Source organism: Pseudomonas sp. PAMC 25886, assembly GCF_000242655.1.
GTDB lineage: Bacteria > Pseudomonadota > Gammaproteobacteria > Pseudomonadales > Pseudomonadaceae > Aquipseudomonas.
Map to the genome: position 1 here is coordinate 1 of NZ_AHHC01000062.1, position 15,686 is coordinate 15,686.

General features: G+C 63.5%; 14 protein-coding genes and 2 pseudogenes. 4 read left to right on the plus strand and 12 right to left on the minus strand.

Going from position 1 to position 15,686, the window contains the following annotated elements:
- Window positions 1-318 precede the first annotated feature (318 nt).
- Together MUM_RS0120615 and MUM_RS0120620 are read right to left on the minus strand one after the other, a co-directional pair.
- Complete coding sequence (locus MUM_RS0120615) at window positions 319-1,809, minus strand: aldehyde dehydrogenase family protein (RefSeq protein WP_010173581.1); 1,491 nt, start codon at window positions 1,807-1,809, stop codon at window positions 319-321.
- Between the two features lie 13 nt (window positions 1,810-1,822).
- A complete protein-coding gene (locus MUM_RS0120620; RefSeq protein ID WP_010173584.1) occupies window positions 1,823-2,212 on the minus strand; it encodes a c-type cytochrome in 390 nt (129 codons plus the stop codon).
- Window positions 2,213-2,438: 226 nt separating this feature from the next.
- Between MUM_RS0120620 and MUM_RS0120625 the strand changes: the two genes are divergently transcribed.
- The 3 genes and pseudogenes from MUM_RS0120625 to MUM_RS1000000135085 all read left to right on the plus strand — a co-directional run.
- On the plus strand, window positions 2,439-3,761 hold the full coding sequence (locus MUM_RS0120625; RefSeq protein ID WP_010173586.1) for a hypothetical protein: 1,323 nt from the start codon (window positions 2,439-2,441) through the stop codon (window positions 3,759-3,761).
- 272 nt (window positions 3,762-4,033) lie between these two features.
- Window positions 4,034-5,101, plus strand: a pseudogene (locus MUM_RS1000000135080) (HAMP domain-containing protein); the annotation flags it as partial.
- Window positions 5,102-5,359: 258 nt separating this feature from the next.
- A pseudogene (locus tag MUM_RS1000000135085) lies at window positions 5,360-5,956 on the plus strand (methyl-accepting chemotaxis protein); the annotation flags it as partial.
- Between the two features lie 185 nt (window positions 5,957-6,141).
- On the opposite strand, the gene hpaC reads toward MUM_RS1000000135085, so the two are convergent.
- Window positions 6,142-6,654: a 4-hydroxyphenylacetate 3-monooxygenase, reductase component gene (gene hpaC / locus MUM_RS0120635; protein ID WP_003212611.1), complete on the minus strand. Its 513-nt coding sequence runs from the start codon at window positions 6,652-6,654 to the stop codon at window positions 6,142-6,144.
- Window positions 6,655-6,873: 219 nt separating this feature from the next.
- Between hpaC and MUM_RS0120640 the strand changes: the two genes are divergently transcribed.
- A complete protein-coding gene (locus MUM_RS0120640) occupies window positions 6,874-7,479 on the plus strand; it encodes a response regulator transcription factor (protein WP_010173591.1) in 606 nt (201 codons plus the stop codon).
- Between the two features lie 260 nt (window positions 7,480-7,739).
- Here MUM_RS0120640 and feaR read toward each other — a convergent pair whose 3' ends face one another.
- The 9 genes from feaR to MUM_RS0120685 all read right to left on the minus strand — a co-directional run bounded on the left by feaR (window position 7,740) and on the right by MUM_RS0120685 (window position 15,671).
- On the minus strand, window positions 7,740-8,660 hold the full coding sequence (feaR, locus tag MUM_RS0120645; RefSeq protein WP_029616031.1) for a transcriptional regulator FeaR: 921 nt from the start codon (window positions 8,658-8,660) through the stop codon (window positions 7,740-7,742).
- Window positions 8,661-8,720: 60 nt separating this feature from the next.
- Complete coding sequence (locus MUM_RS0120650; protein WP_029616032.1) at window positions 8,721-9,671, minus strand: PDR/VanB family oxidoreductase; 951 nt, start codon at window positions 9,669-9,671, stop codon at window positions 8,721-8,723.
- A 137-nt stretch (window positions 9,672-9,808) separates the two neighbouring features.
- Entirely contained in the window at window positions 9,809-10,549 is a 741-nt protein-coding gene (locus tag MUM_RS0120655; RefSeq protein ID WP_010173598.1) for an SDR family NAD(P)-dependent oxidoreductase, read from the minus strand.
- A gap of 190 nt (window positions 10,550-10,739) precedes the next feature.
- The gene (locus MUM_RS0120660) at window positions 10,740-11,231 is read right to left on the minus strand and encodes an aromatic-ring-hydroxylating dioxygenase subunit beta (RefSeq protein WP_010173600.1); all 492 of its coding nucleotides are present in this window, start codon (window positions 11,229-11,231) and stop codon (window positions 10,740-10,742) included.
- Window positions 11,228-12,511, minus strand: a complete 1,284-nt coding sequence (locus tag MUM_RS0120665; protein ID WP_010173602.1) for an aromatic ring-hydroxylating oxygenase subunit alpha — start codon at window positions 12,509-12,511, stop codon at window positions 11,228-11,230. The genes MUM_RS0120660 and MUM_RS0120665 overlap by 4 nt, the downstream gene beginning before the upstream one ends.
- 24 nt (window positions 12,512-12,535) lie before the next feature.
- On the minus strand, window positions 12,536-13,663 hold the full coding sequence (locus MUM_RS0120670; protein WP_010173603.1) for an amidase: 1,128 nt from the start codon (window positions 13,661-13,663) through the stop codon (window positions 12,536-12,538).
- Complete coding sequence (locus MUM_RS0120675; protein ID WP_010173604.1) at window positions 13,660-14,130, minus strand: nuclear transport factor 2 family protein; 471 nt, start codon at window positions 14,128-14,130, stop codon at window positions 13,660-13,662. Before MUM_RS0120675 ends, MUM_RS0120670 begins: the two co-directional genes overlap by 4 nt.
- A gap of 3 nt (window positions 14,131-14,133) precedes the next feature.
- Complete coding sequence (locus tag MUM_RS0120680; RefSeq protein WP_010173605.1) at window positions 14,134-14,505, minus strand: hypothetical protein; 372 nt, start codon at window positions 14,503-14,505, stop codon at window positions 14,134-14,136.
- Window positions 14,506-14,522: 17 nt separating this feature from the next.
- Entirely contained in the window at window positions 14,523-15,671 is a 1,149-nt protein-coding gene (locus MUM_RS0120685) for an acyl-CoA dehydrogenase family protein (RefSeq protein WP_010173606.1), read from the minus strand.
- Window positions 15,672-15,686: the final 15 nt, after the last annotated feature.

The following is a 15,686-nucleotide window of genomic DNA, read 5'->3' on the forward strand; positions in this document are numbered from 1 at the left end:
CCACTCAAGCCGGCCTGTAGGCCGCTGTGCTCTTGCTTTTGATCTTGATCTGGCTCTGACTGCCCCAATAAGCCCGAGGCCGAACGCAGGGATTGAGGAGCGGGTAAACCGGCAGGACGCCGGTTTAGCCGCGACGGGGCAGGGACGCCCCGTCGCGGCGGCCCGCGGAGCAATGCCGGAGTGAGGGAACGCCGAGCCACAGCGAGGCGCCGACAGGCGGGGCAGAGCCCTTTGCTTACTTTGGGGCTTTTCCAAAGTGAGTCGCTGTAAGAGCGAAACCATAAGCCGCCGTTACCCAACCAACGGATATACACCCGATCAATGCGCAATACACACCGACTTCAACTCGGTATAAGCCTCAATCACCGCCCGCCCAAACTCCCTCCCCATCCCCGACTGCTTCACCCCGCCAAACGGCATCGCCGGGTCCAGCAGCACATGCGCATTCACCCAAACCGTCCCCGCCTCGATCCGCGGCACCAGGTTCATCGCCTTACCCAGATCATTGGTCCAAAGGCTCGCCGCCAACCCATAACGATTGTCGTTGGCCAAAGCAATCACCGCATCCTCATCGTCAAACGCCATCACCCCCAACACCGGCCCAAACACCTCCTCCCGGGCCACCGCCATCCCATGATCGATATCCGCCAAAATCGTCGGCCGCACATAAAACCCCTCACCCGCGACCTCATCGCCACCGATCACCACTCGTGCCCCTTCAGCCCGAGCCTGCTCGATATGGCGCAGTACGCCCTGCTGCTGCTTGCGCGACACCAACGGATTAATCGCCGCCTCACCATCCATCCCGGCCCCCAACGGCATCGCCGACACCGCCGCCGCCAACCCCTCGACAAACCGGTCATACACCGAACGATGCACATAGAAGCGCGAAGCCGCCGCACACACCTGCCCGTTGTTCAGCAACCCACCCAGGATCGCCCCCTGGATCGCCTTATCAATGTCCGCATCCGCCAACACGATCATCGGATTCTTGCCCCCCAATTCCAGGGCAAACCGCGTCATGTTTTCCATGCACGCCACACCCACGCTCTTGCCCACCGCAGTCGAGCCGGTAAACGACACCTTGCTCACCAGCGGATGCGCCGTCAGCACCCCACCCACCGACGCACCGCCACCAGTGACCACGTTGAACACCCCCGCCGGAATCCCCGCTTCCAGCGCCAGCTCAGCCAGGCGCATGGCCGTCAGCGGCGTTTCCATCGCCGGCTTGATGATCACCGTGCACCCGGTGGCCAGGGCCGGCATCAGTTTCCAGGCAGCAATCAGCAGCGGGAAGTTCCACGGCACGATACCCACCACCACCCCCACCGGCTCACGCTTGGTGAACGCGGTGAACCTGGCCCCCGGCGGCAACGGGATCGACACGTCAAAGGTCTGCCCTTCGATCTTGGTGGCCCAACCCGACATGTAGCGCATGAACTCCACGGTGGCGTTCAAGTCCAGCCCCCGCGCCAGGTTGATCGACTTGCCCTGGCTCAAGGTTTCCAGCTGCGCCAGCTCTTCGGCATGGGCCTCGACCAACGCGGTGAAGTTGAGCAGGATCCGCTCGCGGTCAGCCGGGCGCAAACCCGACCACACACGGGACTTGAACGCCGCATGGGATGACTGCACCGCCTGCTCCACCACGTGCAGCGGCGCGTCCAGGGTTTCGCACAGGGTTTGCCCGGTGGCCGGGTTGACCACCTTGATGTGCTCGCCTTCGGCAAACACCCACTGGCCATCGATAAAGCAGCCATGACGACGGTCGAGGAATGCAGCCACCTGCGGCAGGATTTCAACGTTGCTCATGATTCACCTGTATTCACTGTTGTTCTTTGAGAAAGCAGGCGACCGCTTGGCGATCGTCGGCCGAAGCCAGGCCCATGTAGGGCATGTAGGTGCCGGGCACAAACGCCTGGGGTTGGGTGATGAATTGCGCGATGGTCTCGGCTTGCCACTCGACGTTTTTGTCACGCATCGCCTGGGAATAGCTGAAGCCTGCCAGGGAGCCGGATTTGCGCCCGTACACGCCGGCCAGGTTCGGCCCCATCATCGTCGCACCGCCCTGGGTGACCGCGTGGCACACGCTGCATTCGTTGGCGAACACCTGGGCGCCACGGCTCTGGTCAGGGCCGCATTCAGCGGCGAAGGCGTTGTGGGCGAGGACCAGCGACAACACGCCGGCCAGGGACAATCTGTGTGCAGTGAACATAGAAAAGCGACCTTGGAAACCATCGAAGTTGCCGACGATTGTCAGGGCTCAAGGTCGCTCGGGTTTTGCCCTGCGTGCCAGTTGTGTTGGCGGGGCTGCCAAACCATGGATTCTGGCAAGCACAGTCAAGTCTTTGGCAACCAGACAAAAGGCACGTCACTTCGCCAGCATTAGTATCGCGGCAGACCCCAACCCTGTGGTCATGAACAAGAATGGATGCCACACCATGCTCAAGTCCCCCTTGCTTCGTCTCTCGACCCTCGCGCTGATGATCGGCGCCAACCAGGCCGGCGCTTATGAGTTGTACGCCGATGACAGCAGTCACCTGAACGCCACCCTGGAGGCGGTATTCGGTGCCTTCCACAGCCAGCAGAACTACGCCCCCTCCGGCCGCCTGGCCAAAGGTTCCTCGTCCTGGCGCGAGGGCTACGTCAAGTACGGCCTGAGCTTCGACAAGAGCTTCAGCGGCGCCGGCACCACCTACGGCGCGGCCAACCTGCTGAGCTCCGGCACCTGGGGCGACGGCGACGCTGCCGGCTTCAGCGACGGTTCGGAGCGCACCACCAAATTCGAAGACGCCTACCTCGGCTGGCGCTCGGGCAAGCTGTTTGAGGCCCTGGGCGAGAACGGCGTGGACCTGTCCTTCGGCCGCCAGAACATCGTGGTCGGCGACGGCTTCCTGATCGACGGCGACGCCTTGAACTTCGGCAAGGGCGTGGCCGATGGCGATCTCAATCGCGGCGGCGGTTACTACATCGCTGCCCGCAAAGCCTTCGACGAGACCGCCGTGTTGCGCCTCGGCGGCAAGGAAGGCTGGCGCAGCGACCTGATGTGGCTCAAGTCCGATAATCGCGCCCAGGCCAAGACCGAAATGTACGTCGCCACCCTCGAACACGTGGCCACCGAAGGTACCGTGGGGCTGACCTACATCGACACCACCGATGTCGACAAGCAGTACGCCTCCCCCACCCAGCTGGAGCGCGACGGCATGAAGACCTACAGCCTGCGGGCCACGGGCAATGCCGGGGTGACCAACCTGTTCCTGTCCGGCGAGTACGCCTGGCAGGACAAACCCCACACCGGCAACGAAGACGCCTGGTACCTGGAAGCCGGCTGGACCTTTGCCGACGTGACCTGGACGCCGTACGTGAGCTACCGCTACAGCCGTTTCTCGGAAGGTTTCGACCCACTGTTCTACGGCTTCAGCCGTGGTTATGGCACCTGGTTCCAGGGTGAAGTGGCGGGCAACTACGCTGGGCCGTTCAACAACAACTCACGCATCCAGAACGTCACGTTCAAGGTCTCGCCCCTGGAAAACCTCAGCGTCGGTGCGGTGCTATTCGACTTCAAGACCATCGACCGCAACCTCGGCAACAACGACGGCCACGAGCTGGACCTGTATGCCGAATGGCACGTCAACGAACACCTGACGGTGATGCCGCTGATTGGCCTGTACCAGCCGGACAAGAGCGCCGACCAGGGCGGCACGCAGCTGGGCAACCACGATAAAAACCTCTACAGCCAAGTGGTGTTCGCCACTAACTTCTAAGCCCGGCCGGGGCGGTGGCGCCGCCATCGCCCCGCCTGGCCAAGGCCTTAGCCATGCACAAGAAATTCCTCACGATCCAGAGCAAGATCGCCCTGCTCGCCGGCCTCTGCCTGTTGTTGGTAGTCGGCTTGCTGATGAGCCTGTCGCTGTACCAGACCCACCAGAGCAGCCAGCACGTGGCTCAAGCCAGCAGCGAAATGCTCGCCGCCGCCGCCAGGGAACACATGCAGGCCCTGGGGCAAGTGCAAGCCATGCAGGTGCAACGCACCTTCATGCAAACCCACGAATACGGCCAGGGCTTGTCGCGTTATGTGCGGTACCTGCGGCAACTGCAACAGCAAGGCAAGCTGACCCGCCCGCAACTGCGCCAGGAGCTGAATGCCCAACTGCACCAGGCCCTGATCGACAAGCCCGACCTGCTCGGGATTTATGTCATTTTTGAAGCCAATACCCTGGACGGCGACGATGCACAGTTCATCGACCAGGCGGCCGTGGGCAGTAACGAAGCCGGGCGTTTCGCCCAGTACTGGGTGCAGGCCACACCGGGCGAGCTGACGGCGGTGGTCGGCGACGAAGCGCTTTTGGCCAATACCTCTCCCGGGCCCAGCGGCGCGCCGTACAACGCCTTCTACACCTGCGCCCGCGACACCGCCAAAGCCTGTGTGCTGGAGCCGTATTTCGACGAGGCGTCCGGCAGCCGCAAGCTGGTGACCAGCATTGCGTTCCCGCTGATGGAACACGGCAAGGTGATTGCGGTGGTCGGGCTGGACATCAACCTGGCGGCCTTGCAGCAGGCCAGCCAAACCAGCGCCGGGCAACTGTTCGACGGCCACGGGCAAGTCAGCATCGTCAGCCCCAAGGGGGTTATTTCCGCCTACAGCGAGGATGCCAGCCACCTGGGGCAGCCAATCAGCACCGTGATGCCGGACGGTGCCCAAATACTCGACGCGCTGCGCCAGGGGCAGCCACACACCTTTATCGATCAACAACAGATCAAACTGCTTGAGCCACTGGCACCGATCGCCGGTGCTGCGCCGTGGGGCGTGCTGGTGGGCGTGCCGCAGTCGATGCTGTTGGCACCGGTCACCGCTCTGCAACAGCAACTGGACGCCCAAGGGGTAAAAAGCACCGCCCTGGAACTGCTGCTGGGCGGCGGCTCGGCCCTGCTCGGCTTGTTGTTGATCTGGTACGCGGCCTTGCGCATTACCCGCCCGCTGCAAACCCTGACCCGGGTGATGGAAGATATTTCCCGGGGCGAAGGCGACCTGACGCGGCGGCTGGAGGTGCAGTCCCGGGATGAGATCGGCCAACTCGCCAGTGCGTTCAACCGCTTTGTCGAACGCATCCACCAGTCGATCCGCGAAGTGTCGTCGGCAGGGCTTGGGGTCAACCAGGTGGTCAAGCGCGTGTTGTTGGCGTCGAACTCCTCGCTGAACAACTTCGACGAACAGGCCACCCGCACCAACAGCGTCGCGGCGGCGATCAATGAGCTGGGGGCCGCAGCCCAGGAAATCGCCCGCAACGCCTCCGATGCCTCGCAACAAGCCTCCGGCGCCCGACACCAGGCCGAGGATGGGCGCCAGGTGGTGGAGCGCACGATTGCGGTGATGAATGAACTGTCGGGCAAGATCAGTGCCTCGTGCGTGCATATCGATGCGCTGAATCACAAGACGGTGAACATCGGGCAGATCCTCGAAGTGATCAAGGGCATCTCCCAACAGACCAACCTGCTGGCGCTGAACGCCGCCATTGAAGCCGCCCGGGCCGGTGAAGCCGGACGCGGGTTTGCGGTGGTGGCCGATGAGGTGCGCAGCCTGGCCTATCGCACCCAGGAATCGGCGCTGGAAATTCAGCAGATGATCGAAGAGCTGCAAGTGGGCGCCCGGGAATCCGTCAGCACCATGACCGAGAGCCAACAGCACAGCGAGGAAAGCGTCAGCATTGCCAACCTGGCGGGCACGCGGCTGGCCAGTGTGACGCTGCGCATTGGCGAGATTGATAACGTCAACCAGTCGGTGGCGGCGGCGACCGAGGAGCAGACGTCGGTGGTGGAAGCGTTGAATGTGGACATTACCGAAATCAATATGCTGAACCAGGCCGGGGTGGAAAACCTGCAGTCGACGCTGCAGGCCTGTACCGAGCTTGAGCGGGAGGCGCAACGATTGAATCAGCTGGTGGGCAGCTTTCGCATCTGACCAACAGCTGACACCACAAAACTAATGTGGGAGCGGGCTTGCGGTGGTGAGGGGGCTTGTCCTGTGGTGAGGGGGCTTGTCCCCCGTCGGGTTCACCACAGATTGATGGGGCTGCTTCGCAGCCCAACGCGGGGCAAGCCCGCTCACCACAGCAAGCCAGCTCCCACATTAGATTTCCTAAACCTTCAGCAATGGGCGCCAGCATGTTCAATCCGGTGAAACAGCCGATTGAAGTACACCAGGCTGTCGCCCTGCCCCCGTACCCCGACCCGCGACAACTCCACGAACATCACCGAATGCGAGCCCACTTCCTTGCATTCACTGATCCGCCCTTCCAGTTGCACCAGCGCATCCCGCAGCACCGGCACGCCTGCCTCGCCGCCGTCCCACAGGTCCCAGGCAAACCGTTCCGCCATGGGCACCTGGGTCATCCCGGCAAAATGCCGCGCCAGCTCTTCCTGCTCGCCGCACAGCACGTTCACGCACAACTGCCCATTGGTGCGGAACACATCATGGGTCGCACTCCCGCGGTTCACGCACACCAACACCGTGGGGGGCGAATCCGTCACCGAGCACACCGCACTCGCCGTGATCCCGCAACGCCCGCCCGGGCCGTTGGTGGTGATGATGTTCACCGCGGCCGGCAGTTGCGCCATGGCGTTGCGAAAGTCGATTTGCTGCTGGCTCAGGTCGGCCATGTCGGTGCCCCTTTACGGTCCGTGGGTGATGCCACAAGACTAAGACGCCCCGTGCGGCGCGACCATTCAGACGATCCCCATGCCGACTAGGTGGTTTCTTTATCGTCAGGGCCGTTCACACTGGGTATTCTGCTTGCAAGGTTCCCTGGATGAGCCAATGTCCGCCGCTGCGTGCCTGCGTGCGAAAACAATAATTAGAAATTCTCGTGGCAGTCCCTGATGGAAAATCGCACACCGATCGTTTACATCGTTGATGACGACAAAGACCTGCGTACCTCACTGGCCTGGCTGCTGGAGTCAGTCAGCGTAAAGGCGCAATGCTTCGCCGGGGCCGAAGAGTTCCTCGAACACTACGACCCGCGCCAACCCGCGTGCCTGGTGCTGGATGTGCGCATGCCGCAGACCAGCGGCTTTCAGTTGCAGGAGATCCTCAACCGGCGCGGCAGCACCCTGCCGACGATCTTCGTGTCGGCCCACGGCGACATCCCGATGTCGGTCACCGCGATGAAAAACGGCGCGCTGGACTTCGTCGAGAAGCCCTATAACCCGCAACAGATGATCGACCGTATCCAGGCCGCGCTGAAGACCGCCGTACAAGCCCAGGCCGACCAGGAACAGCGCGAGCACCTGCAAGGCAAGCTGGCGCTGCTGACGAGCCGGGAGCGGGAAGTGTTGATGCTGGTGGTGGATGGCAAGGCGAGCAAAGTGATTGCCCGCGAGCTGAACATCAGTGTGAAGACCGTTGACGTGCACCGCACCAAGATCAAGGAAAAGATGGGCGTGACCAGCATTGCCATGCTGGTCCGCGAGGTGTTGTATCCGTAGCGCGCGATGATTGAATGTGGGAGCTGTCGAGCTTTAGCGAGGCTGCGAAGGGATCGCGGCGGTGAGCCTGGGGTATCGAGTGGCCTGCATCGCAGGCAAGCCAGCTCCCACAGTTGACCTCATTCCAATGTGGGAGCTGTCGAGCTTTAGCGAGGCTGCGATGGGATCGCGGCGGTGTGCCTGTCAGACCGAGTGGCCTGCATCGCGGGCAAGCCCGGCTCCCACAGGAAAATGCATTCCAGGTCCGGGAGCGGCACGCATCAATGATGGCTATAGCGCTTGCGGTACTCCCCCGGCGACACGCCGAAGCGCGACTTGAACGCCGATGAGAAGTAGCTGGAATCGGAGAAGCCCCAGGCATAACACAGCGCCGAGAGCTTCTGCTCCGCCGGCGAATGGCGCAGGGTTTCGGCGCAGAAATCCAGGCGCCGGTGCTTGATGTATTGCGCCACCACCAGCCCGCGCTTGGAGAACATCCGGTACAGCCCGCGCACCGACACTCCGACTTCCCGGGCGATCAGCTCAGGGCAGAGTTCTTCGGCGCCGATGTGCGCGTCGATGTAGGCGATGGTTTTGCGAAACTGCCGTTCCTGGGTGTCCACGCCGTTGTCCCGCGCACTGATCCCCGGCAGCAACAGGCTCACCAGCGCGTCCAGCACCGCTTCGCTTTCCTGCATGCCCAGGTCGTTTTGCTGGCGGGCGTCGAGCACCATCTGGCGGGCCATTACCGCCAACGGCGTGTGGGCCGAGATCCGCGTCGCGCAGTTGACGGCGTTGAAGTGCGAACCACGCTCCACCACCTGGCGCGGCAGGATCAGCGACAGTTGCCGGGCGTTGTCGTGGTAGGTCATGTCGCTGGGGCGGCAGGCGTCGATCAGGGCGATGTCGCCACAACCCAGTTGCGCCCGGTTGTCGCCCTGCTCCAGTTGCGCGCTGCCCTGCAACTGGAACACCGCGTAGTAGTGCCCCTCGCTGCCGGTGCTGACTTCCTTGCTGCTGCGATACAGGTGCACATGGGCCATGTCGACCACACTGAGCTTGATCGCGCCGCTGCGGAACTCGCTCAATTCGCCATAGAAGTCCGTGCCCAGGGCACGGGCATCGAAGCGTCCACAGGCCTGATTGACCTGATGTAACCAACGCTCGAACGATTCGTTACGTTGCACCGTTGAACTCATCATGACCGCAAGGCCTCACGTTTTTTATTTTTTTGGTCCAAGCAATCTTACTGGCACTGCCGATCAAATATCCAATACCAGACGAGCGGAAACCGCCCGGGAAACACACGCGCAAATCTGCCGGTTGGCGGCCTTTTCCTTGGTCGACAGGCAGTGGTCACGATGCTCGGGCACGCCCTCCAGCACCTCGACAATGCAGGTGCCGCAGATGCCTTCGCGGCACTCGGTGTCGATGTCGCAACCGTGGGCCTGCAACACGTCCACCAGGCTAGTATCTGGCGGAATCTGTAGCACCACGCCGGAGCTGGCCAGCTGTACTTCAAAACCACCACTGGGCCCGGCGTTCGCCGCCGGGTCGGCCTGGAAGTGCTCCAGGTGAATCGCCTCCCCGGGACGGCTGCGCGCGGCGACTTCCACCACCTTGTTCATGAACGGCGCCGGGCCGCAGGTGTAGACGTGGGCCGCATCACCGGCCTGTTCCAGACAGCCGCTCAAGGCCGCATCCAGTGCGCCCGGTTCGACGCCATAGTGAAACTGCACATGCTCGCCGAACGTATCGGCCAGCAGCTGGGTAAACGCCGCGTACTGCGCCGAACGTGCAAAATAGTGCAGGCGCCACGGCTGGCCACTGTCGGCCAGTCGATAAGCCATGCTCAACAGCGGCGTCACCCCGATACCGGCGGCAAACAGCGCATGGGCCGGCGCTTCGGGGTCGAGGCGGAACAGGTTGCGCGGCGCGCCCATCTCCAGCTCCATGCCCTCTTGCACTTGCTCGTGCAGGGCCAGGGAGCCGCCCCGGGATTGCGCTTCCTTCTTCACCGCCACCAGGTACGCGCGGCCATCATGGGGCGGGCTGCACAGGGAATATTGGCGGGTGACGCCGGTGGGCCCGGTGAGGTCCACATGGGCCCCCGGTTCATAACTGTCGAGGGACTGGCCGTCACTGCGCACGAGGCGAAAGGAACGGATATCCAGCGCTTCGTCGACGATGCGTTCGATCTTCACCTTCATCATTGCAGCACCTGAATACAGTTGTTTCGGTTGAACGCTATTCCTGTGGCGAGGGAGCTTGCTCCCGTTGGCCTGCGCAGCAGGCCCACTCTCTTGGGTGCGCTTCGCACCCCAAAGGGGGACAAGCACCACAGGGGTGACTAGCGCATGAACAGGCCACCGTTGATGTCCCAGCACGCACCCGTTACCGAAGCGGCATGGTCGGCAATCAACAGCAGCACGGTGTCGGCGATGGTGTGCGGGTCGCCGAGGGTGCCCGTGGGGATGATCTTGAGGATCTGCTCCAGGCGCTCCGGGGCCACGGTTTCGCGCACTACTGGCAAGTCCAGCGGGCCTGGCGAGATGCTGTTGACCGTCACACCCCGGGGCGCCAGTTCACGGGCGAAGACCTTGGTCAGCGTGGCCACGCCGCCCTTGGCCGCGGCGTAATGCGCGCCGGTGGCGGTGCCGCCGTTCTGGCCGGCCAGGGAGGCGATGTTGACGATGCGCCCAAACCCCCGCTCGGCGAAGTGCGCGCCGAACACCTGGCAGGCCACGAACGTGCCCCGCAGGTTGATCGCCATCGACTCGTCGAACTCCTCGGGCGTGATGTCCATCAGCGCCGCGACTTTCGACACCCCGGCGTTGTTCACCAGGATATCGGTGCCGCCCCAGCGCTCCGACAGCAGATCCCGGGCGCGGATAAAATCGGTTTTGTTGCGCACATCCAGCTCGATAGCGACGGCGGTTTCGCCGCTGTTGTCGAGTTCAGAAGCCAGCCGCTGCACGCCGTCCAGGCGCACATCTGCCAGGCCCACGCGGTAGCCGGCGGCGTGCAGGCGCCGGGCGATGCATTCGCCGAGGCCACGGGAGGCGCCGGTTACAAGCGCGATTCGGTTCATCAGGATGTCCTCATCTCAACTGTGGGAGCGTGCTTGCTGTGGTGAGGGGGGTTGTCCCCCGTCGGGTTCACCACAGATTGATGGGGCTGCTTCGCAGCCCAGCGCGGGGCAAGCCCGCTCACCACAGCAAGCCCGCTCACCACAGCAAGCCCGCTCCCACATTGGTTTTGTGTCGTTGTTTGGATCTTGCTTACAACAGAAAGCCGAGTGCACTCAGGCTGTCGGTGGAGTTGATCAGCCGCACCACCTTGCGCTCCAGGGTCGCCGTGCCGGCGCTGAAGCGAATGCGGTAGTTCAGGTCGGCCACGAACGGCGTGTGCACCCCGCGCTTGTAGGCATAAAGCAACTGCGCGCAGTTGACCTCCACCACCTCTCCCGCCGCTTCCACCAGCGTAAATCGCGACACGCTGCGCACGGTTTTCGCCGCATCCACCGCCGACGGCGAATACCCCGCCGTCAGCCGCTCAATCCGCAAATCACGCAGGCGCGCGTCGTCGTAGGCGTAGTTGAGGCTGGCTTCAAAATCGTCGGTGTCCGGGTCGATCGGCACGACATAGCGCCCGCTCTCGCTCCACAACGCCGCCCATTGCACATAGTCCTTGTGGTCCAGCAGTTCGGCTTCACGCCAGATGAATTCGATGGCCTGGGCCAGCGGTGCAGTAAAACCAGTCAGCGTGTTCATTGGCTCATCATCCTTTTCCACATGTCATAGGCCCCGCGCATGCCGCCTTCATCGGTGGCGTGGGAGACCTTGTCGCCGTTGTCGGCCAGCACTTCGCGGTTCAGGCCGCGGTTGACCAGGATCGGCGCGTCCACGCCGGCATACGAACCGCGTTGCACCCGGTCCCAGGCCTCGGCGTCATCGGGGCTGCCAAAGCCGAACGGGCCCTGGAAGTGTTCGTGGATGCGCAGGCGCTCACGGTTGGCAATCTGCGGGCCGCCGTCCATGCCGAGGGCAACGTGGCGGATTTCGGTCTCGGTGACCGACACCGGCCGCAGCACCCGGAAGAACGACATCGACATGGCGACGTTGGGAAACAGGTTGAGGTTGAACCCGGCGCCATGCAGTGAACGCACGATGCGCCGCACCTGCGCCGGCTCCATGGTTTTCGACAGTTCTTCGGTGACGTGGGCGAAGCGCTCCTGCAACGGCTCGGTACCGTCATCGTGGTCCAGGTCGACATGCTCGGGCACCATCACCATCACGCTGTGGCCATTGCCCAGGGAATGGGTGACGGCTTGCTCGTCGGTCATGAACGAAAGCATTTCCGAAGTTTCGGCATCCACCGACGACATGAACGACTTGTGCACGATGGGGAAGTGATAGCCGTCGGTGGTATTTTCCAGCTGGATCTTCCAGTTGCCCTTGAAGCTGAATTTGTGTTCGCCCTGGGTCTTGATCGGGTAGCCGGCGCCCTGCTTCATGAACAGGTCCATCCAGTGTTTGGCGCCGCCGAGGAAGTCGGCCAATGGCTCGATGTCGTCGTTGTAGCTGGCAAATACCATCCCGGCGTAGCTGTCGACCCGCAGGCTGGTCAGGGGCAACTCGGATTTCTCCAGGATGCCTTCGTAGCCATCCGGGTACGGAAGCGCCCGCAGCTTGCCGTCCAAACCATAGGACCAGCTGTGATACGGGCAGGTGAAGCCGGTGGCGTTGCCCTTGTGCTTTTCGCAGACCGTGGCGCCACGGTGGCGGCAACGGTTCTCCAGCACGTTGATCGCGCCTTTCTTGTCGCGCACCACGATCACCGGGCGGCGGCCGATGGTGGCGGTCTTGAAGTCACCGCTGTTGCGCACTTCGCTTTCATGGGCGACCCAGACCCAGGTGCGGTAGAAGATCTTTTCCAGTTCGGCTTCGAACAGCGCCGGGTCGTTGTACAGCGAGACATCGACGCGGTCGTGCCTGACCAGTTCGTCGAGGCTCTTGGATTTGGCAATCAGCCGGTATTCATGGGTACTCATGGAGCCCTCCTCAAGGCGTTGTTCTTATTGGTGAGCCGTGATGCTCTGCTGCAGTTGTGCGCCGAGGGCACACACCCATTCGTCCTGGCCCTTGCGGCCGACAATCTGCAGGCCCACCTTCAGCCCGCTGTCGACCAGGGTGACCGGCACCGTCAGCGCCGGGTGGCCGCTGAGGTTGAAGGGCCGCACCAGCGGCGTCATGCCGGCCACGGCCTGGCTGCCGTTGCGGGCTTCGGCCAGGGTCGGTGGCAGGTCTGGCAGGGTCGGCAACAGCAACACGGAAAACGTTTCGAGCGCGGCATCCACCTGGTGACTGAAACGGGTACGTACGGCTTCGGCCTGGGCCAAATCAGCGGCGCTGGTGCGGCTGGCGGCGAGCAGGCGTTGTTCGACGTCGGCACCGATCAGGCCCTTGCCGGTGAGATGACCGAAGGCCGCCCAGTTTTCGACGTTGATCACCGTCAGGCCGGCGCCGAACGCCGCGTTGAAATCGTCCAGGTGCAAGCGTTGTTGACGCCAGCCGGCAGCGTCGACGGCGGCCATCAGGCTCGCCTTCAGCCAGGGCTCACAGGCCACATCCAGAAAGCCCACATGAGCACTGCCAGTCGGTACAGCCTGCGGCTCGAAGCCCGGGCAAATCACCTGCATCGCTTCAATCAGGTCCTGCATGTTCGCGGCAAACGGCCCGACACAGTCGAGGCTGGACATTGCCGGTTGGGCGCCCACCCGGCTGACTCGCCCGTAAGTCGGTTTCAACCCGGCAATCCCGCAGCACGCCGCCGGCACCCGCACTGAGCCGCCGGTGTCGGTGCCGATGGCGATATCCGCCAGGCCTGCCGCAACCGCCGCCGCCGAACCGCTGGACGAACCGCCCGGCACCCGGTCAGGCGCCTGGGGATTGATCGGCGTACCACTCCAGTCGTTGATACCGGTGACGCCAAACGCCAGTTCATGCAGGTTGGTCTTGCCGACGATCTGCCAGCCGGCGTCGAGCGCCAACTGCACCACGTCCGCATGCCGGGTCGCGGGCGATGCGTCGGCAAAGGCACGGCTGCCGGAACGGGTCGGGTGCCCGGCGATGTCGATGGAATCCTTGATGGCCACGCGTTTACCGCTGCCACCGAGTAAAAATTCGCTGACGAAGGTACTCATGGGTTCACCCCCAAAACGGTATTGAACAGGCGCTGCGTACGGAAATGCGCGATCAGCCAGGTGCCATCGACGCGACGAAAATCGATGTTCAGCCGCGTGCCGAACAACTCGCTGCGCTGGTCGGCGTAGGTGGAAATCTGCTGCATGATCCACTGACCCGCAGCCGTGCTGCCGTCCACCTGGATCGACTCGCTGGTGAGGTAATGCAGGTTCAGCGCGAAGTGCTCGGACGGCGGCAGGTAGCTGCCGACAAACGCCGCCACCGCGTCGCGCCCCCAGTGCTGGCCGAAGGTTTGCACAGTCGTTGTGCCAATGCCTTCCCAGACCGCATCCACACTGAACAACCCGGCCAACTCGCGGACGTTCATCGCCGCCCGGGGCACGTCGCACAGGTCCATGTAGCGCGCCATCAAGCGCCGGACCTGGCTCTCCCCTTCAAGGGTTTCAAGACGCTGCAACAGGTCCATGGCTCACACCCTGGCCGCGTCGGGGATGGTCAGCGGGCGGCCGATACGCGCCTCGATCCTGGCGTAGCGCCACAGGCTGTATTCACCCACCGGCGTGGTGCGAAACAGGTTGCAGGCGTCAATCACCGACTGGTGGCAATCCACGTCGGCCATGATGTAGACGGTCCACGGCGAGGTGGTCGACGGGCCGACCATCAAGCGGTCGTCATCCATCGCCCCGAGCACGTTGATGCCCGGCATGGCGCCGAGGTCGCCCATCATCTGGCTGAAGCCTTTCCACACGCTCAGGCCTTCGCCGGTCGGCAGGTCGAAAAAGTTCTGGGTGATGCCGATGCAAAACACAACGCGCAGCGGTTCTTGAGTGGCTTGGGACATGGGTTGATCCTTGAAAGTCAGATGTAGCCAGGGAATGGCGGAACGCCGAGGAACACCGAGCCCGCGCCGTCGTACAGGCCTTCGCTGAGGAAGGCGTGCTGGGTAACCACCATGGCGTCGCGCAGGTAGCGTTGCAGCGGGTGGCGCAGGTAAATCGCGGTGGTGCCCGCCAGGCTGTAGGCGCTCTGCACCACGGCGGCGCCGGCCTGGGACACATGTATGGCGGTCAGGCGCAGTAGGCTGGTCTGCTCGGGCGTGACCGGGTTGCCGGCGAGGATCGAGTTCCACACTTGTTCGGTGGCGCCGTAGAAGAAGCCACGGGCGGCGCTCAGCCGGGCTTCGGCCTTGGCGATTTCGATGCGCACGTAGGCGCGGTCCGCCAGCTTCGGCGCGCCGGTGATGCCGCTGCCGCTGGCCATGGCGCTGATTTCATCGAGGGCGGCCCGGGCCAGGCCCAGGTTGACCACCGCCAGCACCTGGGCGGCGTAGGCGATCGACGGGTAACGGAACAGCGGCTCGTCGACGGTGGCGGCGCCACCACGGATGAACGTCCAGCGCTCGTCGACGTATTGGTCGGTGACACGCAGGTCATGGCTGCCGGTGCCCTTGAGGCCGACCACGTCCCAGTTTTCGATGATTTCCACCTGGGCTGGCTTGAACACGGCGGTGCGTGGCTTGCCGCCCGCGGCACCGATGCCTACGCCCAGCAGATCGGCGCCTTTGCAGCCGCTGGCAAACTTCCAGGTGCCGTTGACCTGCCAGCCGCCGTCGACGGTTTCTGCCGGCTGCAACGGGAACAATCCACCGGCAAACACCAGGTCGGGGCTGTCGGCATACAGCTCGGCGAGGGTCTCCTTGGGCAAGGCTGCCAGGTACACCCCGGCGCTGCCGAAACTGGCGACCCAGCCGGCCGAACCGTCGGCTTCGGCAATGCGCTCGATCATCTGCAAAAACGTCGCCGGGGCCAGGGCATCGCCGCCGAAACAACGCGGCGTGGCGGCCCGGTAGATGCCCACCTGCTTGAAGCGTTCGATCATGTCCCGTGGCACATGGGAGCCGGCATCGAACTCATCGCGGCGCTGGCGCACCTCGTCCAGCACCTGCTGGAACAGCGCGGGCTGCACGTCGGGTAAAGCGTCTGGTTGCACGAGGGCCGAACGCAGCATGGGCTTTCTCCGTTG

Bases quoted from the DNA above. Each gene is read 5' to 3' on its own strand.
- MUM_RS0120615 (WP_010173581.1), bottom strand. From the start codon at position 1,809: ATGAGCAACGTTGAAATCCTGCCGCAGGTGGCTGCATTCCTCGACCGT.
- MUM_RS0120620 (WP_010173584.1), bottom strand. From the start codon at position 2,212: ATGTTCACTGCACACAGATTGTCCCTGGCCGGCGTGTTGTCGCTGGTC.
- MUM_RS0120625 (WP_010173586.1), top strand. From the start codon at position 2,439: ATGCTCAAGTCCCCCTTGCTTCGTCTCTCGACCCTCGCGCTGATGATC.
- hpaC (WP_003212611.1), bottom strand. From the start codon at position 6,654: ATGGCCGACCTGAGCCAGCAGCAAATCGACTTTCGCAACGCCATGGCG.
- MUM_RS0120640 (WP_010173591.1), top strand. From the start codon at position 6,874: ATGGAAAATCGCACACCGATCGTTTACATCGTTGATGACGACAAAGAC.
- feaR (WP_029616031.1), bottom strand. From the start codon at position 8,660: ATGATGAGTTCAACGGTGCAACGTAACGAATCGTTCGAGCGTTGGTTA.
- MUM_RS0120650 (WP_029616032.1), bottom strand. From the start codon at position 9,671: ATGATGAAGGTGAAGATCGAACGCATCGTCGACGAAGCGCTGGATATC.
- MUM_RS0120655 (WP_010173598.1), bottom strand. From the start codon at position 10,549: ATGAACCGAATCGCGCTTGTAACCGGCGCCTCCCGTGGCCTCGGCGAA.
- MUM_RS0120660 (WP_010173600.1), bottom strand. From the start codon at position 11,231: ATGAACACGCTGACTGGTTTTACTGCACCGCTGGCCCAGGCCATCGAA.
- MUM_RS0120665 (WP_010173602.1), bottom strand. From the start codon at position 12,511: ATGAGTACCCATGAATACCGGCTGATTGCCAAATCCAAGAGCCTCGAC.
- MUM_RS0120670 (WP_010173603.1), bottom strand. From the start codon at position 13,663: ATGAGTACCTTCGTCAGCGAATTTTTACTCGGTGGCAGCGGTAAACGC.
- MUM_RS0120675 (WP_010173604.1), bottom strand. From the start codon at position 14,130: ATGGACCTGTTGCAGCGTCTTGAAACCCTTGAAGGGGAGAGCCAGGTC.
- MUM_RS0120680 (WP_010173605.1), bottom strand. From the start codon at position 14,505: ATGTCCCAAGCCACTCAAGAACCGCTGCGCGTTGTGTTTTGCATCGGC.
- MUM_RS0120685 (WP_010173606.1), bottom strand. From the start codon at position 15,671: ATGCTGCGTTCGGCCCTCGTGCAACCAGACGCTTTACCCGACGTGCAG.